Origin of the sequence: Arthrobacter koreensis, from assembly GCF_035792275.1 — a bacterium.
Classification (GTDB): Bacteria; Actinomycetota; Actinomycetes; order Actinomycetales; family Micrococcaceae; genus Arthrobacter_B; species Arthrobacter_B koreensis_A.
The window spans coordinates 162,551-186,902 of sequence record NZ_JAMWKK010000006.1 but is presented as its reverse complement, the minus strand read 5'-3'; the positions used below and the strand labels follow the sequence as shown (position 1 = coordinate 186,902).

Here is a 24,352-nt window from a genome sequence, read left to right as displayed (position 1 = left end):
CGTGGCCCAGAAGCTCAACGGACGCCCACGTAAAACGCTCGACTGGGACAGCCCAGCCGAGCGTTTACGTGATCTACTTCTAAGCACCTAACAACCCAAGGTGTTGCAACCACCCCCAGAATCCGCCGCGTCTAACGGACAGTTTCTGTCATCTCGGGGCTGGTAACCAGGCTCAGCCTTCGCGGCTGCGCCCGGGCGGGCGGCTGGCCGCCTCCGCCTCAGCGCGGGTGCGTGCCAGTTCCTCGTCGCTCAGATCACCGGTGTAGTAGGTTCCGTCGGGTTCCTGCCCGGGATCGTCGTCGACCTTTGGATCCGACTCGGCGTCCGGCGCCGCCTTCTCCTCCGTGACCTCGAACATCACCTGCTGGGCACGCTCAACCACGTCGTCCAGCTCGTCGATGGTCAGCAGCTCGGGGCGCAGGTGCTTGGTGCGGTAGCCGGCACGGCCCACCATGTGCGCGGAGACCGGGGCCGTGAGCAGCATGAAGATCCAGCACAGCGCAAGCACCGGCAGGAGCACCCAGCTGCGGAACTCAACGGCCATGGCCAGAAGGAAGAGCAGCAGGCCCAGCACCTGGGGCTTGGTCGCAGCGTGCATCCGGCTCATGAGGTCGGGGAACCGGGTGAGGCCGATCGCCGCTGCCAGGGACATGGTGGCGCCGCCCAGCATGAGGGCTCCCACAAGTACGTCAATCACGGTTTCGCTCATGGCTACCTCCGGTCCGTCACGAAGCGGGCAACCGTCACGGAGCCAATGAAGCCGATCAGCGAGATCGCGATCAGCAGGGCAAGGTAATCAAGGTTCCGGTTCACGACCATGTCCACGATCAGTGCCCCGCCTACGATGGCCAGGAGTACGTCCGCCGCGAGGACGCGGTCAAGGATCGAAGGTCCCCGGACAATGCGGAAGATGGCACCGGCGGCGGAGACTGCCAGCATGACGGAGACGATGATGACGGCAACAGTCATCGGCTGACCTCCCCTTCGCGCAGTTCCCTAAGATCTTTCTGTTCCGCCCGGACCAGGGCCAGGTCTTCCCGGGTGCCCATCATCCGGATCAGCCAGGATTCAGTGGCACGTACGTCGTCACGGACCTTCTCGGCTGCTTCCTGGCTGTCCACGCCCAGGCAGTGCAGGTAGAGCGTGGAGGTGGAACGGTCCACTTCCACCACCAGGGAGCCGGGGATCAGCGACAGCGCGTGGCCGGTGGCGGTCACCAGCAGGTCCGAATGGCTGCGCAGCTTCACGGCGACAACGGCGTTCTTGATCCGCGGACCGTGGACGGTGGCCAGCCACAGCACATGCACGCTGGCGATCACCAGCTTGTAGAGGAACCGGACAGCGAAGCCGGCGGCATACAGAACGTTGAACCGGCCGGACAGGTCCACCGGCGGCAGATAGAAGATGTTCGTGACAACGAATGCGATGATCGCGCCGAACACCAGGTTGCCCAGGCTGAAGTCCTGCCAGAGCGCTCCCCAGAGCAGCACCAGCCAGATGATCAGCGGCAGTTCCTTCAGCAGCGGAATCCGCGGGTGGTTGCGCATGCGTGCTTTATTGGTCACGGTGCGCTCCCTTCGCCGAGGACTGCTTCAATGTACGGTGTGCGGTCCAGCAGGTCCTGGGCGGCGTCGTCGCTCAGCGAGAACAGCGGGCCGGCCAGGATGGTGAGGGAGACGCCCAGTGCCACCAGCCCCACCGTGGGGTAGACCATGGATTTGGGCAGGAGGTTCACGGTGGAGCGGCCGCCGAAGCGCCCGCTGCTCTGTCCGCTTACGTTGCCGGAATCGCGGACCGTGCTGCCGTCGGTCGTCGTGGCCAGCAGGATCGGATCAGGGTGGACTGCATCCTCCGGGGTACGCCAGAACGCGCGGTTCCAGACCCGCGCCATGACCAGGAGGGTCAGCAGCGAGGTCAGGACGGAAGCGGCAACCAGCACGTAGGCCAGCGGCGTACCCAGTTCCACACCGGCCTGCATCAGGCCAAGCTTGCCCAGGAAGCCGGAGAACGGCGGAATGCCCGCCAGGTTGATTGCCGGAATGAAGTACAGCACTGCCAGCAGCGGGGAGAGCCGGGCGAGGCCGCCCAGCCGGTCCATGTTGGCCGTTCCGCCGCGGCGTTCGATCAGGCCGGTCACCAGGAACAGGCTGGTCTGGACGGTGATGTGGTGCACCACGTAGAACACCGCAGCGCCAATGCCCACAATCGATGCGATCGCCAGGCCGAACACCATGTAGCCGATGTGGCTGACCAGGGTGAAGGAAAGCATTCGCTTGATGTCGGTCTGCGCCAGTGCGCCCAGGATGCCCACCAGCATGGTCAGCCCCGCCACCACCATCAGCAGCGTGTTGATCCGGTCTCCCGGGAACAATAGCGTCTCGGTGCGCACCATGGCGTACACGCCCACTTTGGTCAGCAGGCCGGCGAACACCGCGGTCACGGGCGCCGGAGCGGTGGGATAGGAGTCAGGCAGCCAGAAGGACAGCGGGAAGACTGCGGCCTTGATGCCGAACGCGACCAGCAGCATCAGGTGCAGCATCATCTGCGTTCCCGGGTCCAGCTCGCCGAGCTTGATGGCAAGGTCCGCCATGTTCACGGTGCCGGTCGCGGCGTAGATCATGCCGATCGCGGTAAGGAACAGGACAGAGGAAATGACACTGACGACGACGTAGGTCACGCCGGCGCGGATGCGCGGCGTAGTGCCGCCCAGGGTCATCAGCACGTAACTTGCCGTCAGCAGGATTTCGAAGCCGACGTACAGGTTGAACAGATCACCGGCCAGGAAGGCATTGGAAACGCCGGCCACCAGGATCAGGTAGGTCGGATGGAAGATCGAAATCGGTCCGTCTTCATCACCGTCGGTCATGCCCTGGCCGGCGGCGTAGATAAGCACCGCGAGGCTGATGGCCGTTGACACCACGAGCATCAGGGCAGAGAACTGGTCCACCACCATGGTGATGCCGAACGGGGGCATCCAGCCGCCGAGGTTCACTGCCTGCGCGCCGGTGTCCCAGACGGCGGCGAGCAGGAAGCATTCCAGCGCCAGGGTCAGGGTGAGCACGCTGATCGAGACAATGCGCTGGGAGCGCTGGTGCCGGATCAGGACGAAGGCCAGCGCCGCGCCCAGGAACGGCAGGACGACGGCTAGCGGGGCAAAACTGGAAGCGTTCATCGTTTTGCCTCTCCTGTGGTTCCGGTGCCCTGGCCGCGCTGCGACCCGGGTGCTTCCTCAGCTTCGTCGGCCGGTGTGAACTCGGTCGTGTCCTCGGGAACATCGGCGTCGTCTTCCGCGTCGTAGCTGCTCTGGCTGGCCACGCGGCGGTCTTCGATGTCGTCCTGGACCTCGTCCTGGCGCCCCAGCACCCAGGACCGGTAAATGATGCCGAGCATAAAGGCGGTGACGGAGAAGGAAATAACGATCGAGGTGAGGATGAACGCCTGCGGGAGCGGGTCGTTGTAGTCTTCCGGCGGAATTTCGGAGCTGAACAGCGGGGCCAGGCCGGCGAAACCGCCCGTGGCCAGCAGCAGCAGGTTGGTGGCGTTGGTCATCATGGCAAGGCCGAGCACTACCCGGGTGAGGCTGCGTTCCAGGACCAGATAGATCCCCGCCGCGTAGAGGGCGCCCATGATGAGCAGCAGCGTGATGTTGACGCTCATCGGGACACTCCTTCCGTTTCAAGCATTTCGGGTTCGGGTTCCACCAGGTCCTCGTCGTCGGTGTCGGACCCGCCTTCGGAGCGTTCATCGATTTCCGAACCGAGGCTGCGCAGCACATCCAGCACCAGGCCAACCACCACCAGGTACACGCCGATGTCGAAGATGGTGGAGGTGACGAACTTGATGTCTCCGAAGACCGGCCAGGTGAATTCGATGATGGCGCTCTGCAGGACCTGTCCGCCGAAGAACAGCGGGGCAGCTGCGGAAAGTGCCGCCAGGCCGAGCCCGCCGCCAAGCAGCGTGCCGGCAGAGACCGGTGTTGCTTCTGCGAGTTCGAAGCGGCCGCCGGCAAGGTAGCGGATAGTCAGCGCCAGGCCGGCCATCAGGCCGCCGGCGAAACCGCCGCCCGGTGAGTTGTGGCCTGCAAGGAGCAGGTAGATCGAGAAGATGATCACCGAGTGGAACAGCAGCCGGGTGACCACTTCGAAAATGATGGAGCGTCGCTCGGGAGCCAGGGTGCGGCCGGCCACCAGCCACGCTTCACGCGCCACGGAGGAGAACTTCCGTGCCAGTGCCAGGGTGGCGGCTTCCCGCTCGGAGGAGGCGAAGTGCTCCCGCCCCCGGTCCACTGAACCGGTGGCGACTTCGTTGGCGCGGCGGCGCTTGTCGCCGCGGCCCCGGATGAAGATCAGGGACGCCACGCCGGTGGCGGCCATCGCCAGCACGGAGATTTCACCGAAGGTATCCCAGGCACGGATGTCCACCAGGGTCACGTTGACGATGTTCAGGCCACCGCCGCCCTTGTAGGCAAGTTCGGGGTAGGACAGCGAGATGGGCTCGGCAACACGGGATGCCATGGCTGTCATGGCGAAGAGCACCATGGCAGCGCCAAACGCGATGCCCAGTCCGGCGCGCAGCATGCGCTGGCCGGTGGGCTCCCGCTTCCAGAGCCGGGCCGGCAGGGACCGCAGGGCCAGGACAAAGGCCACCAGGACGATGGTTTCCACCAGCATCTGGGTCAGCGCCAGGTCCGGTGCGCCCTGAAGTGCGAAAAGCAGCGCAATGCCGTATCCGCTGACGCTGACCATCAGTACGGCCAGGAAACGCTTGTTGGCGCGGGCAGCACCCACGGCGCCGATCACCACGGCTGCGCCGATCACGGCCTGCAGCGGGGAATCGAACCAGTGGAACTGCTCCGGCAGAGGGGCGTTGCGGAGCAGGACGGCGCTGAGCGGCGTCACGATTGCCATGCTCAGGATGACGAAGAGGTAGAAGGTCAGCGAACCGCGCTGCGTGCGTCCGGTGACCCAGACCGCGGCGTCATCCAGGATGCCGATCAGGCCGCGGTAGGAGCGCTCGGCGTCGAGCGGGCTGGCCGTGCGCGCCTGGATTTTCTCCACCCGGGTGCGCTGCCAGAACAGCAGGGTTCCGGCCGCGATGGTCAGCGCCGTCAGGCCCAGGGCAAGCGTGAAGCCGTGCCACAGCGCCAGGTGGGTCGCTTCGCCTTCCAGCGGGTACAGGTCCGCGTACGGGGAAATGATCGTGTCCAGCGGCTTCGGCCAGAGGCCAAAGAACACGGTGGCGGCGGCCAGGATGGCAGGCGGGGCGAGGAACGGCCACGGAATGGCCTTGAACGCGGTCGGCTTGCAGGATTCCTTGGTGGCGAAACCGCCCCAGACGAACCGGCAGCTGTACGCGAAGGTCAGGATGGCGCCGGCAACAACGCCCACCAGCAGCACGATTGCCGTGGAAGTGCCCTGTTCCTCGGCGAAGTGGACGTAGGTCTCGTAGACGGATTCCTTGGCCACGAACCCAAGCAGCGGAGGCAGGCCGGCCATGGAGGCGGCACCGACCGCAGCCACAACGGCCAGGACCGGAGCTGAACGGCCGACGCCGGAGAGCTTGCGGATGTCGCGGGTCCCGGCCTGGTGGTCGATGATGCCCACCACCAGGAACAGGGTGGCTTTGAAGAAGCCGTGGGCCACCAGCAGGCCCAGCCCGGCCAGCGCTGCCTCGCGGTTGCCGAGTCCCACGACGAGGGTGAGGAAGCCGAGCTGGCTGACGGTGCCGTAGGCAAGCATCAGCTTCAGGTCATGCTGGCGCAGCGCACGCCAGCCGCCCAGCAGCAGGGTGGCCAGGCCCAGCACGGTGATGACCGGCGTCCAGTATGTGGTCTCCCAGAACCCCGGAGCCAGGCGTGCCACCAGGTAGATGCCGGCCTTCACCATCGCGGCGGCGTGCAGGTAGGCGCTGACCGGCGTGGGTGCGGCCATGGCGGCAGGGAGCCAGAAGTGGAAGGGGAACAGGGCCGATTTGGACACCGCACCGAGCAGCAGGAGCACCACCGCGACGTCGACGATGACGCCGCTGGCTGCCAGCTCCGGTGCCATGGCCATGATCTCGGAGATCCGGTAGGTGCCGGCTGCGGAGCCGAGCATGATCATGCCCACGAGCATGGCCAGGCCGCCGAACGTGGTGACGATCAGGGCCTGCAGGGCTGCGCGGCGGGCCGAGAGGCGGTGCGCGGCGTAGCCGATCAGCAGGTAGGACAGGATGGTGGTCAGTTCCCAGAAAATGAACAGCAGGATCAGGTCATCTGCGGTCACCAAACCGAACATCGCCGCGGCGAAGGCCAGCAGCTGGGCGCCGAAGCTGCCCATTTTCGGGTCTTCCGGGCGGAAGTAGCGGGCGCAGTAGAACAGGACCAGGGAACCGACGCCCAGGATGAGGATCGCGAGGACGGCCGAGAGCGCGTCCATGCGGAACGCCAGTTCCACGCGCAGGTCCGGAACCCAGGGGATGATGACCGACGGCGGCGCGTTGGGACTGCCGGAAGCGAGGGACTGGCCGGACTCGATGTACCGCGGGTACGTGGCCATCAGCCAGATGAAGGCACCGGCCGGAACGGCTGCCAGAAGATAAAAAGCGGACCTGCCGATTCGGCGGAAGAACAAGGGCGCCACAAGTGCCACCGCAAATAGAACGGTTAGCACAATTAGCACGTAGATCTCCCGGGTTCTCTGATGGGCCTTGCAGGTCAGAACACAGCTTTAGTTATCAACGTCGGGTCGAGGGGCTTTCGTTTATTCTAGCGGAGGCATAAGCGCCGGTCACATTCGGACCATGTTCAAACCCGGCCGCGTCCGTTCACCTTCCGTTCCCTTTTGCCCGCTAGCATCTGGAGCATGGCTTCGATGACGCACGCATCCCCCGGACACTCCGGGGCCCCCGCTCAGGCGCGACGGCGGGAGGTTTGGGCGTGGGCCTCCTGGGACTGGGGATCGGCCGCCTTCAACGCCGTCATGACGACTTTCGTGTTTACGGTCTACCTGACTTCGGATTCTTTTGGTGGCGAAGATCACGCTTCGGCGGTCCTCGGAGCGGGCCTGGCCGTAGCCGGTGTGCTGGTGGCAGTGCTGGCACCCGTCGCCGGCCAGCGGTCCGACGCCGGCGGGCGCCGCAAGCTCTGGCTGGCAATCAATACCCTGGCCGTCTGCGTGGCCACGGGGCTCTGCTTCTTTGTCTACCCCAGCGAGAATTTCCTGCTCCTCGGCGTCGCCCTGATCGCACTGGCCAACGTGTTCTTCGAGTTCGCCAACGTGAATTACTTCGCCATGCTCAAGCAGGTCTCCACCCCCGGCACGATCGGCAAGGTCAGCGGCTTCGGCTGGGCCATGGGGTATGTGGGCGGAATTGCCGCCCTGGCGCTGGTGCTGGTGGGATTCATCAACCCGGACGTCGGCTGGTTCGGCGTCACCTCGGAGAACGGGCAGAACATCCGCGCCGTGGCGCTCTTCTCCGCTGTGTGGTTCCTGGTGTTTTCCCTCCCGATTTTCTTCACCGTCCCGGAGGTTCCCCGAACCCGCGCCGCGAAGATTGGCTTCTTCGCCTCCTACGGGCTGCTCTTCCGCCGGATCAAGGCGATCTACAAGACCAGCCCGCACACCATTTTCTTTCTGCTGGCCAGTGCCGTGTTCCGGGACGGGCTGGCCGCCGTGTTCACCTTCGGCGGCGTGATTGCGGCCGGCACGTTCGGCTGGGAGCTTTCCCAGGTCATCATGTTCGCCATCTTCGGCAATATCGTGGCCGCAGCAGGATCCTTCGCCGGCGGGTTCCTCGATGACCGGATCGGTCCCAAGCCGGTAATCGTCGGGGCGCTGACCGGCCTGCTGCTGGCAGGAACGGTCATCGCGGTCCTCGGCGCGGAGGATGTAAGCCTGTTCGGCCTCGAATGGACCGGAGACACAACCTTCTGGATCTTCGGGCTGACCCTGTGCCTCTTCGTGGGACCGGCCCAGTCCGCTTCCCGGGCCTTCCTGGCCAGACTCGCGCCGGACGGCGAGGAGTCGGAGCTCTTTGGGCTCTACGCAACCACCGGCCGCGCCGTGAGTTTCCTGGCGCCGTCGTTGTTCGCCGCTTTCATCGCCATCTTCGGGGCGCAGCGGTACGGCATCATCGGCATCCTGCTCGTGCTGCTGCTGGGCCTGCTGGCCCTGCTGCCGGTCCGTGCTCCGGACCGTACGCCCAAGGCCGTGGTGCCGGAGGTCTAGCGCCTATTCCAGTTGCGCGACCCATTGGCGGACGACGTCGGTGAAGTCGTCCATGGCCGCTTCGGCTGCCGCCCGGCTGGAGAAAGTCACCACTCCCCTGTTCCGGCCGGCCATCCGAAGTACCTTGCGCGGATCGGTAACCGTGATTTCCCGGTGGTCGGGCTTCGGCCTGGCACCGGTGTGAAGAACAACCTGGACGTTCTCCGGGCGGCGGAGGCTGAAGGTAGCGAAGTCATCGCGCAGGGCGAAGTTCGGAGCGCCCCACTTGATGTTCTCGTGGATCCGGGGATCCACCGAGAGAATGGCCGCACGAAGGTGCCGCACCACGGAGGACATCGGGTGGTCCAGGGCTGCCAGGTAATCCGTCAGCTCTTCTGGTTCTGCGGGTTCCATGCGCACAATCTGGCACCGCGCGGTGCCGGTGTCCACAGTATTGGAGCGCGTGCGGCGCTCCGGCCCCTAGATGCTGGTGCGGTGGAAGTTCTGGTAGCTGCGCGACGCCGTCGGGCCCCGCTGCCCCTGGTACCGGTTGCCGTAGGCGCCGGATCCGTAGGCGTGCTCGGCAGGCGAGGAGAGCCGGAAGAAGCACAGCTGGCCAATCTTGGAGCCCGGCCAGAGCTTGATGGGCAGCGTCGCCATATTGGAGAGCTCAAGCGTCACGTGGCCGGAGAAACCCGGGTCGATGAAGCCTGCCGTCGAGTGCGTCAGCAGGCCCAGACGGCCCAGCGAGGACTTGCCTTCCAGCCGGGCGGCGACGTCGTCCGGGAGCGTGACCTGCTCATAGGTGGACCCAAGGACAAACTCGCCCGGGTGCAGGATAAAGGGTTCGTCCGGGGCCACCTCAACCAGGCGGGTGAGGTCCGGCTGGTCCAGGGACGGATCGATGTGCGCGTACTTGTGGTTGTCAAAAAGACGGAAGTAGCGGTCGATCCGGACGTCGACGCTGGAGGGCTGGACCATGGCCGGGTCGTAGGGATCAAGGACGATCCGCTCGTCGGCAATTTCGGCTCGAATGTCGCGGTCAGATATCAGCACCTTCTAAAAATAGCGCATCCTCAGGCCTGCTTGATCTCGGTACGGACGGCGTAGAGCTCGGGGAAAAACGTCAGGTCCAGTGCGCTTCGCAGGAAGTGCGCCCCGGACGATCCCCCGGTGCCCCGCTTCATGCCAATGGTGCGCTGGACGGTGAGCAGGTGGCGGAAGCGCCAGAGCTGGAAGTTGTCCTCCAGGTCCACGAGCTCCTCGCAAGCCTCATAGATGTCCCAGTTCTCGGCGGGGTTTTCATACACGTGGCGGAATATGTCCATCAGGGCGGCATTGAAGACGTGTGCCTGCGTGACGTCCCGGTCCAGCAGGTCCTGCGGTACGGCGTACCCGCGCCGGTGCAGTGCTGCGATGAACTCGTCGTACACGCTGGTGGAGGACAGCAGCTCCGCGAGCAGTTCCTGCGCCTGCGGGTCCGACCGGAACACTTCGAGCATGGCGGCATTCTTGTTGCCGAGCAGGAATTCAACGGCACGGTACTGGTAGGACTGGAAGCCCGAGGAAGCCCCCAGCTTGCCGCGGAACTCTGCATACTCCGACGGCGTCAGGGTTGCCAGGACGGACCACTGCTCAGTCAGCGAGCGCTGGATGTGCTTGATCCGGGCGATCCCTTTCATTGCCGAGCGCAGGTCGTCACCCATCAGCCGCGTACGGACCCCCTTCAGCTCATGCAGCACCAGCTTCAGCCAGAGCTCGGAGGTCTGGTGCTGGATGATGAACAGCATCTCGTCATGGTGGCCGCTGACCGGGTGCTGCGCGGACAGCAGCTCGTCGAGTCCCAGGTAGGAGCCGTAGCTCATCTTCCGACTGAAATCCCGCTCGATTCCCGGTTCCAGGTCCCTTGTGTTCCGGTCTACGCTCATCGCTGCTCCATGTGTGGCTGGTGGTCTCGCCGCGCCCTGTGTACCTCAGTGCTGGCTTTCACGGTAACTGCACGCCTGTGCCGATGGCTTCTGCGCCACGGCCGGGCTGTGGAAGACTGGCGGTTTATGCATCCGACCCTCCAGAGGAGGTCCCCTTGGACAACGGCACCGACAACGGCACCGAGAACAGCACCAACGGCACGGAAGACGACCGTCAGGAAGCCGGCACGGCTGCAGGCGCCCAGCACAGCTCGCTTGAACCCGCCACGGCACTGGAGGAAGCCATCGTCGCCGGACAGGCGGGCTCGATCAGCAACCACGATGTCATTACTGCCATCTGGAACTCGGAACTTCTCAGCGTCGGCCGGCTGACCGTGGAGGACGACCCGGCAAGCTTCCAGGCCCTGGTCCTGAAGTCCCCGGAGGGCGCATCCCCCGTGGCGGCAACGTTTACCGACGCCCAGCGGATCCCGCAGCGCATCCGCGACACCGCACCCATCATGGTGAAGGCATCCGGAGAAGCGACGCTGCGCAGCATCGCTCCCGGCTACGGACTGGCCATCAACCCCGGCAACGCCCTGGGCCTGGAACTCGGTCCCGAGGGAGTCGAAGCCGTCGTGGCTGCCTTCGGCGGCGCGCCTTCAGCCGGCACGGACTCCACCGCGGGCTAGCCCCGGAAGCGCCCCAACCCTCCGGCGCCGGCCGCAGCCGGCGCCTTTTAGGTTGCCCTTTGGGCAACACGGGCCGGTTTTGCCCGCCTCGGCCTTGCCGTGGGGGTGGCGGCATCTAGTCTGGGGAAACTCACTACAGATGGAGGGCTGTAAAGTGACCTGTTTCCCAGCTTCCCCGACCAACTGCTCGATCGTTCCGCCGTATCTGCTCTCCCGGATCGCTGAACGTCCCGACCGGCTCGCTGCCGCTGCCGAAGCCGCCCGGCGCACCCTCATGGAGTTCACCTCCGTGGCGGAGACCAGGCAGCTCGGACGCACCGCCAAGGCTCCGTCGACCGGAACCGCCTTCAGCCCAAAGCTCCGCCGCACGGTCTTCGATGCCATGCAGCGGCAGGAGCTCCCCGGCAGGGAGGTACGCACCGAGGGTTCCGGCCCAAGCGGGGACCCCGCGGTGGATGAAACCTACGACGGTCTCGGCGCCACCTACGCACTGTATGAGGATGCCTATGGGCGGTCCTCCGTTGACGGGGCGGGGCAGCCCCTCCTGGCCAGCGTTCACTACGGCCGCGACTATGACAACGCGTTCTGGGACGGTGCGCAGATGGTCCTGGGCGACGGTGACGGTGAAGTCTTTGAGCGGTTCAGCAAATCGCTGACCGTCATTGGGCATGAACTGACCCACGGCGTCATCCAGTACACGGCCAAGCTGGTCTACCAGGGCCAGGCCGGGGCCCTGAACGAGTCGGTCTCAGACGTCTTCGGCAGCCTGGTGGAGCAGAAGCTGCTGGGACAGACCGCCCAGCAGGCCTCCTGGCTTGTCGGCGAGGGCCTGTTCACCCCCGAAGTCAGCGGTTCCGCTCTTCGCTCACTGGCTGCACCCGGAACGGCTTACGACGACGACGTGCTGGGCAAGGACCCCCAGCCCGCCGACATGTCCGGCTACGTTGAGACTTCCTCGGACAACGGGGGCGTGCACCTGAACTCCGGCATCCCGAACCATGCCTTCTACCTTGCCGCTGTGAAGCTGGGCGGATTTGCGTGGGAACGCGCAGGCCAGGTCTGGTACGACACGATTACGGAGCCCAACTTTCCCGCCGACTGCACCTTCGCGGTGTTCGCCGCGGCGACCATCACGGCGGCGGAAAAGCGGTACGGGGCCGGAAGCGAAGAAAGTTCCGCTGTGCAGGCCGCATGGCAAGAGGTTAATGTCATGGTATGAGACTGGTTGTGGTGCGTACCGGAGGTATGGCTGGCATGCGACGCACATGGAGCAGCGAGGTGAGTTCCGAGGAGGCCGAGGAACGCTGGCTTCCCCTGCTCCAGGACCCGCCGCAGGAGGCCGCGGACGGACCCGACCGTTTTACCTACGAGATCAGCGTGGGACAGCAGGCAGTTACCATTCCCGAGACCTCCCTCAAGGGACGCTGGCGGGAGCTCGTAGACCGGGCCAGGGACGGCGAGGAGGCGCGCCGGGCCTAGGTCCTGGCTGGGCTGTTCCTGCGGATATCCCCCGCACAGCAGGGTTTGTGCTGCTGGTGCCAAAGACATGTAAAGTGGTCTGTTGTGCCGGTGGTTCACCGGCCAGTGCGGGCGTAGCTCAATGGTAGAGCGCTAGCTTCCCAAGCTCGATACGCGGGTTCGATTCCCGTCGCCCGCTCCAGCATGATGTTTTTGAACACCCCCGGTCTGCGAACCGGGGGTGTTTTTTTGCGCTCGGGGGCCTGCCGGGGCGGGCGTACACTTGGACACGCTATGAACCGGAAAATGTTTAAGTCCAAGATCCACCGCGCCACTGTCACCCATTCAAATCTCCACTACGTCGGCTCCGTAACCGTAGATGCAGACCTGCTTGATGCGGCCGACATCCTTCCCGGAGAGCTGGTGGCGATCGTCGATGTGGACAACGGGTCACGGCTGGAAACCTACACAATTGCCGGAGAACGCGGCTCCGGCGTCATCGGCATCAATGGTGCAGCAGCCCACCTGGTGAACATCGGCGACAAGGTCATCCTGATCACCTATGCAGACATGACCACTGAAGAAGCCCGGGCTTACGTTCCCGCAGTAGTCCACGTGGACGCCCGGAACCGCATTCTCGAATTGGGCACCGACCCCGCTGAGGCGCTGACCCCCGGCACCGAGCGCCCGCCGTTCGCTGCCTCCGCCGACTAGGAACCGCCCTCTCCTGCCGCCGGGGCAGGACTATCCCCAACTACGGGCGCGCTACTTGCTTTTATCCACCACCGGGACAGCTTCTACGTACCCGTTTGCCCGCACCGGCAACGGTTGGATAACGCTTGGCACGCCTGCCACCTGAGGTTTCGCGGGTTTACCCCAGGAACTGTGGCGCAATGCACCTCGCAGGGCATATGGTCGATCGAAAGGTTGCTGAGCTTCCTTTCGCGGAACATCACTGAAGTCCGTGCCTACGACGAGGTGGAGGCATATACCCATGCCACAAGGTGCAAAACATCACGGCAGACACCGGATGAAGAAGTCTGCAGCAGCGGGGTTCGCCCTCGCCGTCGGTGCCACTCTGCTGGCCGGCTGCAGCTCCGATTCAGGCTCCACGCCGACCCTGACGTGGTACATCAACCCGGACGACGGCGGGCAGGCCGAACTCGCGAAGCGCTGTTCTGACGCTTCGAACGGGGCGTACACCATCGAGACTTCGCTGCTCCCCAACGATGCTCCGTCGCAGCGGGAGCAGCTGGCGCGCCGGCTCGCTGCCGGCGACACCAGCATGGACATCATGAGCCTTGACCCGCCCAACGTCCCCGAATACGCAGAACCGGGCTACCTCGCACCGATTCCGGATGATGTGCGCGAACGGACCACCGCCAATGTCCTGGAAGGTGCCCTTGCCGGCGCGACGTGGAAGGACGAGGTAGTCGCCGTCCCGTTCTGGGCCAACACCCAGATTCTCTGGTACCGCAAGTCCGTGGCCGAGGCAGCCGGGCTGGACATGAGCCAGCCTGTCACCTGGGACCAGCTGATCGAGGCAGTCGCCAGCCAGGACAAGTACCTGAGCGTCCAGGGTGCCCGGGCCGAGTCCATGACCGTCTGGGTGAACGCGCTGATCGAATCCGCGGGGGGACAGATCGTGGAGAACCCGGACGCTCCTGCCGACGAGATCCGCCTGGGCATCGACTCCGATGCGGGCAAGAAGGCAGCGGAAATCGTCTCCACCATCGGCAAGGAAGGCCTGGGCGGCCCCGGTCTTCCGACCCAGACCGAGAACTTCTCGATGATCCAGTTCCAGGGGGACAAGGGCGCCTTTATGGTCAACTATCCCTTCGTCTGGCCTGCAACCAACGCCGCTGTCGAGGAAGGCGCACTCCCCGCGTCGCTGATCGATGACATTGGCTGGGCACTGTATCCGCAGGTAAACGAAGGGGAGGACACCGCTCCCCCACTGGGCGGCATCGACCTGGGCGTGGGCTCCAAGAGCAAGCATCCGGATCTGGCCTATGAGGCGATCGAGTGCATCGTCAGCCCCGAAAACCAGGCCTACTACTTCGCGACGAACGGCAACCCTCCTTCCAACCCGGATGCCTACAACGATCCGGAGGTCGTAGACACATTCCCCATGGCAGGGACGATCCGTGAATCGCTCGACCTCGCCAAACCGCGTCCGCAGACCCCGTACTACAACGAAATCTCCACCGGCATCCAGCAGACGTGGACTCCGCCCCAGGACGTCAACCCGGATACCACCCCGGAAACCAGCCAGAAGTTCATTCTTGAGGTCCTGAAGGGAGAGAGGCTGCTATGAGTACGTCAGTCGAGACACGTGCCTCCGCCGGCGGCCGCCCCAAAGGGCGGAAACCCGGGCTAAGCGACCGGGCCAAGGCTGAACGGCGGCTTGGGTTCTGGCTAGCCGGGCCGGCCTTCATCATCATGCTGGCCGTCACCGCCTATCCCATCCTCCTGGCGTTGTGGGACTCGCTCTTCAAGTACCGCCTCACCGCCCCGGACGACCGGGAATTCGTCTTCCTCAGCAACTACGCCACTATCCTCACGGACGAAGTGTTCTGGCGGGACCTGGGTGTAACCCTGCTGATCACCGTGGTTACCGTCATCATCGAGCTGATCCTGGGCTTCGCACTGGCCATGGTCATGAACAGCGCGCTGAAGGCAGTCCGCGGCTGGCTGCGCACGGCCATCCTGGTGCCGTACGGCATCATCACCGTGGTCTCGGCCTTCGCCTGGTTCTACGCTTTCGACATCAACTCCGGGTATGTGAACCACTGGTTCAGCTGGGTGCCCGGCATCAGCACCGACCTGAACTGGTTCGCTGACTTCGGCACCGCCATTACCGTGATCATGGCCTCGGAGATCTGGAAGACGACGCCGTTTATCTCGCTGCTGCTGCTGGCCGGCCTGGCGCAGGTGCCCGGGGAACTCACGGAAGCGGCTGAAGTCGACGGCGCCACCTGGTGGCAGCGGTTCAGCCGGGTGATCGTGCCCAACATGAAGGCAGCCATCATGGTGGCTGTTCTCTTCCGCGCACTGGATGCGTTCCGAATCTTCGACAACGTCTACATCATGACCAAGGGCGCCTACGGGACTGAAACACTGTCCCTTTTGGCGTACCGAACATCCATCACCCGGCTGGAGATCGGCATGGGCTCCGCAGTTTCAGTCCTGCTGTTCCTCTGCGTGATCCTGATCTGCTTCGTAGCGATCAAACTCTTCAAGGTGGACCTGACCGGCGCACGAGGGGGCAATTAAATGAAGTCGTCACCGATACGCAGGCGCCTCACCTGGACCATCATTTCGATCCTGGTGATCATCTACGCGCTGTTCCCGGTCGCATCCATCTTCGCCACGTCGTTCAAGCTTCCCAGCGACCTGACCTCGGGCACGTTCCTGCCGACGAACTGGTCGACCGTGAACTACGAACAGATCCTGGTCGGAGACGCCCAGGAGCTGTTCCTCTCGGCGCTGCGGAATTCGATCGGCATTTCGCTGATTGCCACGTTCATCGCCGTCGTACTGGCCACGCTTTGTGCCTACGCCATCGCGCGCCTGGACTTCCCGGGCAAGCGGCTGGTACTGACCACCGCACTCGGCGTTTCGATCTTCCCGGTGATCTCGATCGTGACCCCGTTGTTCAACCTCTGGCGGAACATCGGGCTTTACGACACCTGGCCCGGCCTGATCATTCCCTACCTCTCGCTCACCCTGCCCATCTCCATCTGGACTCTGGCAGCGTTCTTCCGCCAGATCCCGTGGGAACTGGAGCAGGCAGCGCAGGTGGACGGAGCCACCACGTGGCAGGCGTTCCGGAAGGCAATCGTTCCGCTTGCCGCACCCGGCGTTTTCACGACGGCGATCATCGCGTTCTTCATCGCCTGGAACGATTTCGTGTACGGAATCTCGCTCACCTCGACATCCGCTGCCCGGCCGGTTCCGGCAGCGCTGGCATTCTTCACCGGAGCTTCCCAGTTCGAGGCGCCAACCGGAGCAATTTCCGCAGCAGCGATCATTGTGACCATCCCGGTCGTTGTACTTGTACTGCTGTTCCAGCGACAGATCGTATCCGGACTAACCCAGGGCGCCGTCAAGGGCTAGCCCCCAGACGCACGGTACTAGAAAAGGAGCCATGAGCATGGCATCTATAACGCTCAACCATCTCGTCAAGAAGTACGGGGACGGCTTCCCGGCCGTCAACGACATCAGCCTGGACATTGCCGACGGGGAGTTCATCATCCTGGTGGGCCCCTCCGGCTGCGGCAAGTCGACCCTGCTTCGGATGATTGTGGGCCTGGAGGACATCACCTCCGGTGACCTGCTGATCAACGGGGAGCGGGTCAATGACAAGGCTCCCAGGGACCGGAACCTGGCCATGGTGTTCCAGAACTATGCCCTGTACCCGCACCTGACCGTGTTCGAGAACATCGCCTTCCCGCTGCGCCTGAACAAGGGCAAGTACACCGACGAGCAGGTAAAGAAACTGGTGAACGACGCCGCTGCCACACTGGAGCTGACCGAGCACCTGGACCGCAAGCCCGCAAACCTCTCGGGCGGCCAGCGCCAGCGGGTTGCCATGGGCCGTGCGATTGTCCGGCAGGCAGATGCGTTCCTGTTCGACGAGCCGCTCTCGAACCTGGATGCCAAGCTGCGCGGTCAGATGCGTTCGGAGATCTCACAGATGCAGCGCCGCCTCGGCGTCACCAGCATCTACGTGACCCACGACCAGACCGAAGCCATGACGCTGGGCGACAGGGTGGCGGTGCTGAAGAAGGGAATCCTGCAGCAGGTGGCCTCACCCCGGGAACTCTACGAGCAGCCGGTCAATCTGTTTGTCGCCGGCTTTATCGGATCCCCGTCCATGAACTTCCTTCCCGCAACCATCAAGGAAGGGAACGTCCTGGAGACCGCCGTCGGCGACATCAGGATCCCGGAAGACAAAGCCGCCAAGGCAGCAGGAAAGAAAGTGGTGCTGGTCGGCATCCGGCCGGAGTTCTTCGAGGACGCTTCCCTTGTTGAAGGTGACAAGAAGGCCCATGGATCCACGTTCAAGGCACCAATCACCCACACCGAGTGGCTGGGCAACGAGCAGTACGGCTACATTCACTTCGATCCGACGCCCGAGGTCCGGGAGCTCCTGGACAACCTGGCCCGGGACATGGACGCCGACGAGCTTCGCCCGCAGATCGTCGTGACGCTCGACGCCGCCAGCCGGGTGCGCGGCGGACGCGAAGCCGAACTCTGGCTGGACACCCGCAAGATCCACATTTTCGATCCCGAGACCGGCGACAACCTTACCCGCGATCCGGAGGCGGGCGCTGAACTGACCGAGGAAGCCAACGAGCGCCGCGCCGAGGAAATCGCCATGGCGCGCGAGGAAACCAAGGAAGCGGCGGCCACCGCGGCCGACTCCTAAAACAGTTCTGCACAGCTGACCCGGGAACCGCCCGCCGCGGGTCCCGGGTCAGCTGTGTGCGGAAACGGCAGGTAACGTAAGAGCGTGCAGGCATCATCACCGGTAATCAAGGCAGTCACCATCTGGCTCACTGCCCTCATGCTCTCCGTCGCGGCCGCCGCCGTCGTTATCTGGCTTGTGAACGCCAAGGTCTACGGTCCGGCCAAGCAGGTGGAGGAATACTTCCAGGCGCTCCAGGACGGCAACGGCGCCCTGGCCCTTGGCATCCTCAACGCGGAGGTGCCGGACGCCAACGCGGCCCTGCTGGACGCGGATGCGCTGCGCGCTTCCACGGAAGGCCTCGAGGTGCTGGGCATGGATGAGGTCTCCACCCCCGTGGACGGGCGCACCGATGTAGTGGTCAGCTACCGCCTGGACGGAGCTGAACAGCAGTCGACCTTTGAACTGGAACAGACCGGCACCCGGTGGATGTTCTTCGACGAATGGTCTTTCCGGCCGCAGGACCTGCCCACCATACGCATCAATGCCCCCAACCAGAACGAAGCCCAGCTGAACGGAACCCGCGTCCTGCTGCCGGAGGGCACCAATACCTTTGCCGCTTTCTACCCCTCGCGGGTGGCCGCCTCCTACACCAGCGGCTACTTCGAGGCGCCGGAACAGTCGGCGGTCCTGGCCAAGCCCGGCGAGGCAGCGGATCTGACGCTGCGCAGCCAGGCCACCGAGGAACTGGTCAAGACGGTCGATGCCCGGGTGCGCGAGTTCCTGGACAACTGTGCCGGTGAGCAGAACCGCCTGGCACCGCCGGGCTGCCCGTTCTACCACCTCACTGACAACCGGGTGGAACCGCCGATCACCTGGGAGATCCTCGAGTACCCGACAGTCGAGATTTCCCCGGCTGACGGCCACTGGGTGCTCGCTCCGCTCCAGGGCAAGGCCCGCGTCAGCGCCACCCAGACTGATCTCTTCTCCGGTGCGCAGAGCCCGCTCGTGGAGGAGAAGGACTTCACCTTCGGTGCCCGGCTCTCCGTGACCGACGCCGGAGTGTCGCTGACCGCCGTTATCGACTAGCCGCCGCAAACCAACCAGATTACAGAAACTGCCCGTATCCGGCCGGATACGGGCAGTTTCTGTAATCTCGTTTGGTGCGGAGGGCTTAGTCCAGGCCGCGGAGGTCCAGGGTCAGCTCCGTTTCGCCGCCGGCCTGCATGACGACCGGGATGCCCCAGTCCTGCTGGTACAGGTGGCAGGCGGCGTGGTCCGGGATCTCTCCCCCGGGCTCGCCGTCGCAGGCCGCAGCGCGGGCGGTAATGTGCAGGACGCCCTCGGAGACGGAATCGGAGAGCACCAGTTCACGGACCAGCCCGACGGCGGTTCCCCCGCCGGAGACCAGCAGCTCTTCCGGGGACGAGGAGATCTTCAGCTGGGTGGGATCGCCCCAGCGGTCATCGAGCTTCTGTCCCTTGGGCGCTGCGAACCGCACGGTCAGGCCCAGGGAACCCGGAGCAATGGCGGTCTTGGGCCGCTGCGTCTGCCGCGCCCCTTCGTCCACGGACTGCGCTTCCTTGGGGATGGGCAGGCGCACCAGCTGGTGCTTGTTGGCTTCCACGACCACCAGCAGCGGCTCGTCGGAGGTGGAGTCCACCAGGACGCCGGACGGCTCTGCCAGCCCGCGGGAGAGCGTGGAGACGGTCTGTGTAGCCGGATCGTAGCGGCGCACGGCGCCGTTGTAGGTATCGGCGATGGCCACCGAGCCGTCCGGAAGGACGGCGACGCCGAGCGGGTGCTGCAGGCGTGCCTCGGAGGAGGCGCCGTCGCGGTAGCCGAAGTCGAACAGCCCGGTTCCGACGGCGGTGTCCACCGTGACGGCCGGCTTGCCCCCGGTGGTGGTGTCGAAGCGCAGCCGGCGCAGTGCGGAGGTCTCAGAATCGGCGACCCAGATGCTGCCTTCGGCGTCTTGGGCCAGGCCCGAGGACTGGGCGAACCAGGCAGCGTCGCCGTCGCCGTCGAGCAGTCCTTCCAGGCCGGTTCCGGCCACGATGGACAGTGCGCCGGTGGCGGGATCGAAGGCGAAGATCTGGTGGGTTCCGGCCATGGCGACTACAGCCTGGCCCAGCGCGGTGGACCAGAGCACGTCCCACGGGGAGGAAAGCGAGGTGCCCAGCGGATCGGTTCCCAGGTCCGTCGAGGCGTCAGCAGCCTGGTTCTCGGCGTCCAGCAGCCGCTGGACACCGTTGCCGGCCACCGTGGTGACCGCGCCGGTGGCCAGGTTCACGCCGCGCAGGCGGTGGTTGACGGTGTCGGCCACGAGCACGTCGTAGTCGAGGGTCTCGGCCACGGCTGCGGGCAGCACGGCCAGGCCCTGCGGTTCGTTGAAGCGGGCGGTGCCGGAGTCGCCGTCGCGCCAGCCCTTGGTTCCTTCACCGATGACGCGGCGGACGGTGGTGAGGTCCGCTTCCAGTTCAACGAGCCGGTGGTGCCCCGTGTCCGCAACCAGGAACGTTCCCTCCGGCAGGGCTACCGCCTTGCCCGGGAAACGCAGGTCTCCGGAGGTGGCTTCGGCCGGAACGTAGGGGCCGTTCCCGCGGTGCAGGGTGCCCTTGGCTTCGTGTTCGGCGACCAGCTCGGCGACCAGGGACTCCAGCCCCGCTGCGTGCCCTTCCCCGGAGAGGTGCGCAACGATGTAGCCCTCCGGGTCGATGACCACCAGGGTGGGCCACGCACGGGCCGTGTAAGCCTGCCAGGTGGCAAGTTCCGGGTCGTCGAGGACCGGGTGGTGGATTTCGTAGCGTTCGACGGCGGCAGCCAGGGCCACCGGGTCGGCTTCATGCTCGAACTTGGGCGAGTGGACGCCGACCGTCACCAGGACGTCGGAGTACTTCTCCTCCAGCGGCCGCAGCTCATCCAGCACATGGAGGCAGTTGATGCAGCAGAAGGTCCAGAAGTCCAGCAGGACGATCTTGCCGCGGAGGTCTTCCAGCCCCAGCTGCTTCCCGCCCGTGTTGAGCCAGTTGCGGCCTTCCAGCTCGGAGGCCCGGACGCGGTATCCGGCGCGCACCGTTTCAGTCATCTGCGTTCTCCTTGGTCTGTCCTAGCATCACGTTCGGCCAGCTGGGCGAACATATTGTTGTAAGCCGTAAGTTCAGCATCGTTATTCCGTTCGGCCGCACGGTCTTTGCGTTTTGTTTCACGTGCATCCGTCCGGGACCACTGGAGTGCGACGCCGATTGCCACCAGCACGGTGGGAACTTCACCGATTCCCCACATGATTGCGCCGCCGAGCTGCTGGTCTTCCAGGGCACTCACACCCCAGTCCCGGCCCATATTTCCAAAGTAGGAGGCCTGGATCAGCGAGGTCTGGCCCATCACGGCCACGCCGAAGAAGGCGTGGAACGCCATCGTGGCCAGCAGGATGACCAGCCGCAGGGGGTACGGGGCCCGGCTGGGCAGCGGATCGATGCCGATCATGGTGAGGATGAAGATGTAGCCGGTGAGCAGGAAGTGCAGCACCATCAGCTCATGGCCCACATGCTCCCGCAGCGCGAAACCGAACAGGTCGGAGTAGTAGAAGATCACGATCGAGCCGGCAAAGTTCACCGCAGCGAAAATCGGGTTGGTGATGATCTTTGAATAGCGTGAGTGCACGCCGATCAGGATCCACTCGCGCAGTCCGCGGCTGCCGTCTCGGCGCGGTGTCAGGGCTTTGAGCGCCAGGGTGACGGGCGCGCCGAGGACCAGGAACAGCGGGACCACCATGGTCAGTGCCATGTGTCCGAGCATGTGGGTGCTGAAGAGGACCATGCCGTACACGGCCGGGGCACCGGAGGTGACGTAGGTCAGCGCGATCAGGCCGACGAGCCAGCAGAGCGTGCGTACCAGGGACCACTTGTCGCCCCGGCGGCGCAGCTTGATGACGCCCAGGATGTAGGCGGCGCCGATGGTCACCACGATCGCCACCCAGAGCCAGTCGAAGCGCCATTCCGTGAGGAAGCGTTCCGCGGTGAGTTCCGGCGGCAGGTCGTAGCCGGTGAGGATGCGGGCAGGCGAGGCGTTCGGCGGAAGCTCTTCCGGCCGCGGCGGGGCGGTGCGGGCCAGTGCAGCGGCCACACCGGAGATGGCACCCATGATGAGCAGTTCGACGCCGATCAGCTGCCAGAGTACCCGGCGTGCGCTCATCGAGCGGGGAGAATCCGGCGTCGCGCTTCTGGTGGAGCCGGCGGCAGCCGCCGGGAGCTGCGGAATAATCCAGCGCCGGTGCAGGAACCCGAAGACGCCCAGTACCAGAGTCGCGGCGACCTTGAAGAGCACCAGCGCTCCCCAGCGGGAATCCAGCTGTTCCAGAGAGGTGATGCGCAGTGAGGCATTCACCAGGCCGGAGAGCGATACCAGGATGAACCCGAACCCGGCCAGGGCTGAGAAGCGTCGCAGGACTACCCCGGTGATGTCGCCAAGCTGCCGGGCGATCACCACGAGGACGATGATGCCGCCGATCCATACGCAGACACCGATCAGGTGCAGGCCAATCGAGTTGACAGCGGCACTGTGGTCATCGCCGCCGGCGGCGTGGCCCACCAGTGCCATGGGCAGCAGGCCGCCGATCGACAGGGCCAGCGTCAGGGCAAGGCCGGTCAGAGAGCGGACGCCGAAGGTCAGGGTTGTGACCACGGCGGCAATGATGCTGACGGCCAGCCACGCGCGGCCGGTCGCGAAGTCTGTCAGGAAGGAGGCAAGGCCTTCGGTGTAGGACGCGTCCGGGCTCAGCGGCAGTCCCGAGACGTCCGAGTATGTGAAGAGCATGACGGCGATCGCGGCGAGCGTCCACACAGCGGCAGCGCCGGAGGCCAGGTACATGGCCTGGGTGAAGGCAGGGTGTTCGGGGCGGGTTTCCCTCTCACCCTTTCCGAGCCGCGGACCGGCGTGCTTGGGAAGGATAAAGACGGCGAACACCAGTGCTCCGATGACTGCCGCAACGGCACCGTTCTGAATGGCTTTCGCCACGGGCAGTCCCCAGCGGGTCAGCGCGCCGGGGTCGGACAGCTGCGACGCCGCTGCTGCACCGGTGAACAGCAGAGCCACGCCAAGGGCAAGGACCATGACCCCCGCGCCAGCAGCGAGCCAGCCGTTGCGTGCGGGGTGTCCGGGCTCCTGGCCGGCAGGACGGCCCGGCAGGGTGTTCTGGGTCTTGGCAGAGTTTGGCACGCTATCCATTCTCTACCCCTTGTAAAAATTGGGCCAATCACGGCCGCTGTTTGGACCGGAGAACCCGGCGGCTGCCATCCGCCCGGGGCGGACAGCACGAAGGACCGGTACCATCCGGTACCGGCCCTTCGGGAAAAGCGGAAAATACTACTTCTTAGCGACAGCAGCCTTCAGCTTGGAGCCTGCGGTCAGCTTGACGCTGTGGCCGGCCGGGATCTGGATGGTTTCGCCGGTCTGCGGGTTGCGGCCCTGGCGAGCTGCGCGGTCGGTGCGCTCAACAGCAAGCCAGCCCGGGATGGTGATCTTTTCGCCGTTGGCAACGGAAGTGGCGAAGATGTCGAAGACAGCATCGAGCACGCCGTTGACGGCGGTCTGGCTGTTGCCGGACTTCTCTGCGACAGCGGCAACAAGTTCACTGCGGTTCATAGCCAATTTATGTCCTCCTGGACTCTGGTGTTTAGCGCGAGCGGTTCACGGATGCGTAACCGCCTCTGTTCGAAAACTTACCAGCTTGGAAGCCCAAATCACGCTGAAAACCGCGGGTTTTCGCGGATTTTTCGGGTTTTTGGGCAAAATTCGGGCCGTTTTGGATGCAAGGAACTCGCAGGTACGCAAAAAGGGCGGCAACCGAAGAGGTTGCCGCCCTTTTTAGGCGTGGAAAGCGGAGCTTACCAGCTGGACTTCTTGATGCCGGGCAGTTCGCCGGCGTGTGCCATGTCGCGGAAACGCACGCGGGAGATACCGAACTTCTGGAGGGTACCCCGGGGGCGGCCGTCGATCTGGTCACGGTTGCGCAGGCGGACCGGGGAAGCGTTGCGGGGCAGCTTCTGCAGGCCGAGGCGTGCGGCTTCGCGTGCTTCGTCGGTGGCGTTCGGGTCGACCAGGGTCTTCTTCAGTTCGAGGCGCTTGGCAGCGTAGCGCTCAACAACAACCTTGCGCTGCTCGTTGCGGGCAATCTTGGACTTCTTTGCCATTCTTAGCGCTCCTCACGGAATTCGACGTGCTGGCGGATCTTGGGGTCGTACTTCTTCAGGACCATGCGGTCCGGGTCGTTACGACGGTTCTTGCGGGTCACGTAGGTGTACCCGGTGCCGGCGGTCGACTTCAGCTTGATGATCGGACGAACGTCCTTGTCCTTAGCCACTAGAGCTTCACACCCTTCGCGAGGAGTTCGGTGACGACTGCGTCAATGCCGCGGACGTCGATCGTCTTGATGCCGCGGGCCGAAACCTGCAGCGTCACGTTGCGGCGCAGGGACGGAACCCAGTAGCGCTTCTTCTGAATATTCGGGTCGAACCGACGCTTGTTGCGGCGGTGCGAGTGCGAAATGCTGTGACCAAAGCCGGGAACAGCTCCGGTTACCTGGCAGTAAGCTGCCATGATCTCTCCTCCAGTTGTAGTAAATATGACGGTCCTCAAAAAACAAGCACCAGGCGATGCCGCCATGGCACCTGCAATAAAGAGCGTCCCGCCACCAGT

24 protein-coding genes, 1 tRNA gene and 1 pseudogene are annotated in these 24,352 nt (G+C 64.7%); 11 read left to right on the top strand and 15 right to left on the bottom strand.

All coding sequences use genetic code 11. The features are described from left to right. Positions 1–367 precede the first annotated feature (367 nt). The 6 genes and pseudogenes from mnhG to NGB94_RS08560 form a co-directional block, all read right to left on the bottom strand. Positions 368–709, bottom strand: a pseudogene (gene mnhG / locus NGB94_RS08585) (monovalent cation/H(+) antiporter subunit G); the annotation flags it as partial. Positions 710–711: 2 nt separating this feature from the next. Next, positions 712–969, bottom strand: coding sequence for a monovalent cation/H+ antiporter complex subunit F (locus NGB94_RS08580; RefSeq protein WP_325790193.1), 258 nt, complete (start codon positions 967–969; stop codon positions 712–714). After that, positions 966–1,547 (bottom strand): Na+/H+ antiporter subunit E, encoded by a 582-nt coding sequence (locus NGB94_RS08575; protein ID WP_325790202.1) that lies wholly within the window; start codon positions 1,545–1,547, stop codon positions 966–968. Before NGB94_RS08575 ends, NGB94_RS08580 begins: the two co-directional genes overlap by 4 nt. Before the next feature lie 14 nt (positions 1,548–1,561). Further along, positions 1,562–3,172 (bottom strand): Na+/H+ antiporter subunit D, encoded by a 1,611-nt coding sequence (locus NGB94_RS08570; protein WP_325790192.1) that lies wholly within the window; start codon positions 3,170–3,172, stop codon positions 1,562–1,564. Continuing rightward, a complete protein-coding gene (locus tag NGB94_RS08565) occupies positions 3,169–3,657 on the bottom strand; it encodes a Na(+)/H(+) antiporter subunit C (protein WP_325790191.1) in 489 nt (162 codons plus the stop codon). The genes NGB94_RS08570 and NGB94_RS08565 overlap by 4 nt, the downstream gene beginning before the upstream one ends. Next, positions 3,654–6,659, bottom strand: coding sequence for a Na+/H+ antiporter subunit A (locus NGB94_RS08560; protein WP_325790190.1), 3,006 nt, complete (start codon positions 6,657–6,659; stop codon positions 3,654–3,656). The genes NGB94_RS08565 and NGB94_RS08560 overlap by 4 nt, the downstream gene beginning before the upstream one ends. 192 nt (positions 6,660–6,851) lie before the next feature. Here NGB94_RS08560 and NGB94_RS08555 point away from each other — a divergent pair, with 192 nt between their 5' ends. After that, positions 6,852–8,207: an MFS transporter gene (locus NGB94_RS08555; protein WP_325790189.1), complete on the top strand. Its 1,356-nt coding sequence runs from the start codon at positions 6,852–6,854 to the stop codon at positions 8,205–8,207. Between the two features lie 3 nt (positions 8,208–8,210). Here NGB94_RS08555 and NGB94_RS08550 read toward each other — a convergent pair whose 3' ends face one another. From NGB94_RS08550 to kynA, 3 genes are all read right to left on the bottom strand, one after another. Then, complete coding sequence (locus NGB94_RS08550; protein WP_325790188.1) at positions 8,211–8,600, bottom strand: DUF1801 domain-containing protein; 390 nt, start codon at positions 8,598–8,600, stop codon at positions 8,211–8,213. A gap of 66 nt (positions 8,601–8,666) precedes the next feature. Further along, entirely contained in the window at positions 8,667–9,242 is a 576-nt protein-coding gene (dcd, locus tag NGB94_RS08545; RefSeq protein ID WP_194783005.1) for a dCTP deaminase, read from the bottom strand. A gap of 20 nt (positions 9,243–9,262) precedes the next feature. Continuing rightward, entirely contained in the window at positions 9,263–10,114 is an 852-nt protein-coding gene (gene kynA, locus NGB94_RS08540) for a tryptophan 2,3-dioxygenase (protein ID WP_325790187.1), read from the bottom strand. A gap of 155 nt (positions 10,115–10,269) precedes the next feature. On the opposite strand from kynA, the gene NGB94_RS08535 reads away from it, so the two are divergent. The 10 genes from NGB94_RS08535 to NGB94_RS08490 all read left to right on the top strand — a co-directional run bounded on the left by NGB94_RS08535 (position 10,270) and on the right by NGB94_RS08490 (position 18,745). Further along, positions 10,270–10,785, top strand: a complete 516-nt coding sequence (locus tag NGB94_RS08535) for an SseB family protein (RefSeq protein ID WP_325790186.1) — start codon at positions 10,270–10,272, stop codon at positions 10,783–10,785. 154 nt (positions 10,786–10,939) lie between these two features. Beyond that, complete coding sequence (locus NGB94_RS08530) at positions 10,940–12,004, top strand: M4 family metallopeptidase (RefSeq protein ID WP_325790185.1); 1,065 nt, start codon at positions 10,940–10,942, stop codon at positions 12,002–12,004. Continuing rightward, positions 12,001–12,264, top strand: a complete 264-nt coding sequence (locus tag NGB94_RS08525) for a protealysin inhibitor emfourin (RefSeq protein ID WP_325790184.1) — start codon at positions 12,001–12,003, stop codon at positions 12,262–12,264. Before NGB94_RS08530 ends, NGB94_RS08525 begins: the two co-directional genes overlap by 4 nt. Before the next feature lie 107 nt (positions 12,265–12,371). Next, positions 12,372–12,445: transfer RNA gene (locus NGB94_RS08520), tRNA-Gly, on the top strand. Between the two features lie 92 nt (positions 12,446–12,537). Next, a complete protein-coding gene (gene panD, locus NGB94_RS08515; protein WP_325790183.1) occupies positions 12,538–12,957 on the top strand; it encodes an aspartate 1-decarboxylase in 420 nt (139 codons plus the stop codon). A 316-nt stretch (positions 12,958–13,273) separates the two neighbouring features. Continuing rightward, on the top strand, positions 13,274–14,560 hold the full coding sequence (locus NGB94_RS08510; protein ID WP_325790182.1) for an extracellular solute-binding protein: 1,287 nt from the start codon (positions 13,274–13,276) through the stop codon (positions 14,558–14,560). Continuing rightward, positions 14,557–15,519, top strand: coding sequence for a sugar ABC transporter permease (locus tag NGB94_RS08505; protein ID WP_325790181.1), 963 nt, complete (start codon positions 14,557–14,559; stop codon positions 15,517–15,519). The genes NGB94_RS08510 and NGB94_RS08505 overlap by 4 nt, the downstream gene beginning before the upstream one ends. Further along, a complete protein-coding gene (locus NGB94_RS08500; RefSeq protein WP_325790180.1) occupies positions 15,520–16,362 on the top strand; it encodes a carbohydrate ABC transporter permease in 843 nt (280 codons plus the stop codon). Between the two features lie 37 nt (positions 16,363–16,399). After that, entirely contained in the window at positions 16,400–17,677 is a 1,278-nt protein-coding gene (locus NGB94_RS08495) for a sn-glycerol-3-phosphate ABC transporter ATP-binding protein UgpC (protein WP_325790201.1), read from the top strand. A gap of 84 nt (positions 17,678–17,761) precedes the next feature. After that, the gene (locus NGB94_RS08490; RefSeq protein WP_325790179.1) at positions 17,762–18,745 is read left to right on the top strand and encodes a hypothetical protein; all 984 of its coding nucleotides are present in this window, start codon (positions 17,762–17,764) and stop codon (positions 18,743–18,745) included. Between the two features lie 85 nt (positions 18,746–18,830). On the opposite strand, the gene NGB94_RS08485 is transcribed toward NGB94_RS08490, so the two are convergent. From NGB94_RS08485 to rpmB, 6 genes are all read right to left on the bottom strand, one after another. Beyond that, positions 18,831–20,744, bottom strand: a complete 1,914-nt coding sequence (locus tag NGB94_RS08485) for an NHL domain-containing thioredoxin family protein (protein WP_325790178.1) — start codon at positions 20,742–20,744, stop codon at positions 18,831–18,833. Then, positions 20,741–22,882: a cytochrome c oxidase assembly protein gene (locus tag NGB94_RS08480; protein ID WP_418910624.1), complete on the bottom strand. Its 2,142-nt coding sequence runs from the start codon at positions 22,880–22,882 to the stop codon at positions 20,741–20,743. The genes NGB94_RS08485 and NGB94_RS08480 overlap by 4 nt, the downstream gene beginning before the upstream one ends. Positions 22,883–23,020: 138 nt before the next feature. After that, positions 23,021–23,305 (bottom strand): HU family DNA-binding protein, encoded by a 285-nt coding sequence (locus NGB94_RS08475; protein WP_055239039.1) that lies wholly within the window; start codon positions 23,303–23,305, stop codon positions 23,021–23,023. Between the two features lie 236 nt (positions 23,306–23,541). Beyond that, positions 23,542–23,847 (bottom strand): 30S ribosomal protein S14, encoded by a 306-nt coding sequence (gene rpsN, locus NGB94_RS08470; protein WP_055239038.1) that lies wholly within the window; start codon positions 23,845–23,847, stop codon positions 23,542–23,544. 2 nt (positions 23,848–23,849) lie between these two features. Beyond that, on the bottom strand, positions 23,850–24,017 hold the full coding sequence (gene rpmG, locus NGB94_RS08465; RefSeq protein ID WP_013602737.1) for a 50S ribosomal protein L33: 168 nt from the start codon (positions 24,015–24,017) through the stop codon (positions 23,850–23,852). Continuing rightward, positions 24,017–24,253 carry a 50S ribosomal protein L28 gene (gene rpmB / locus NGB94_RS08460; protein WP_055239037.1) on the bottom strand — a complete coding sequence of 79 codons (237 nt, stop codon included), beginning with the start codon at positions 24,251–24,253 and terminating at the stop codon, positions 24,017–24,019. The genes rpmG and rpmB overlap by 1 nt, the downstream gene beginning before the upstream one ends. Positions 24,254–24,352: the final 99 nt, after the last annotated feature.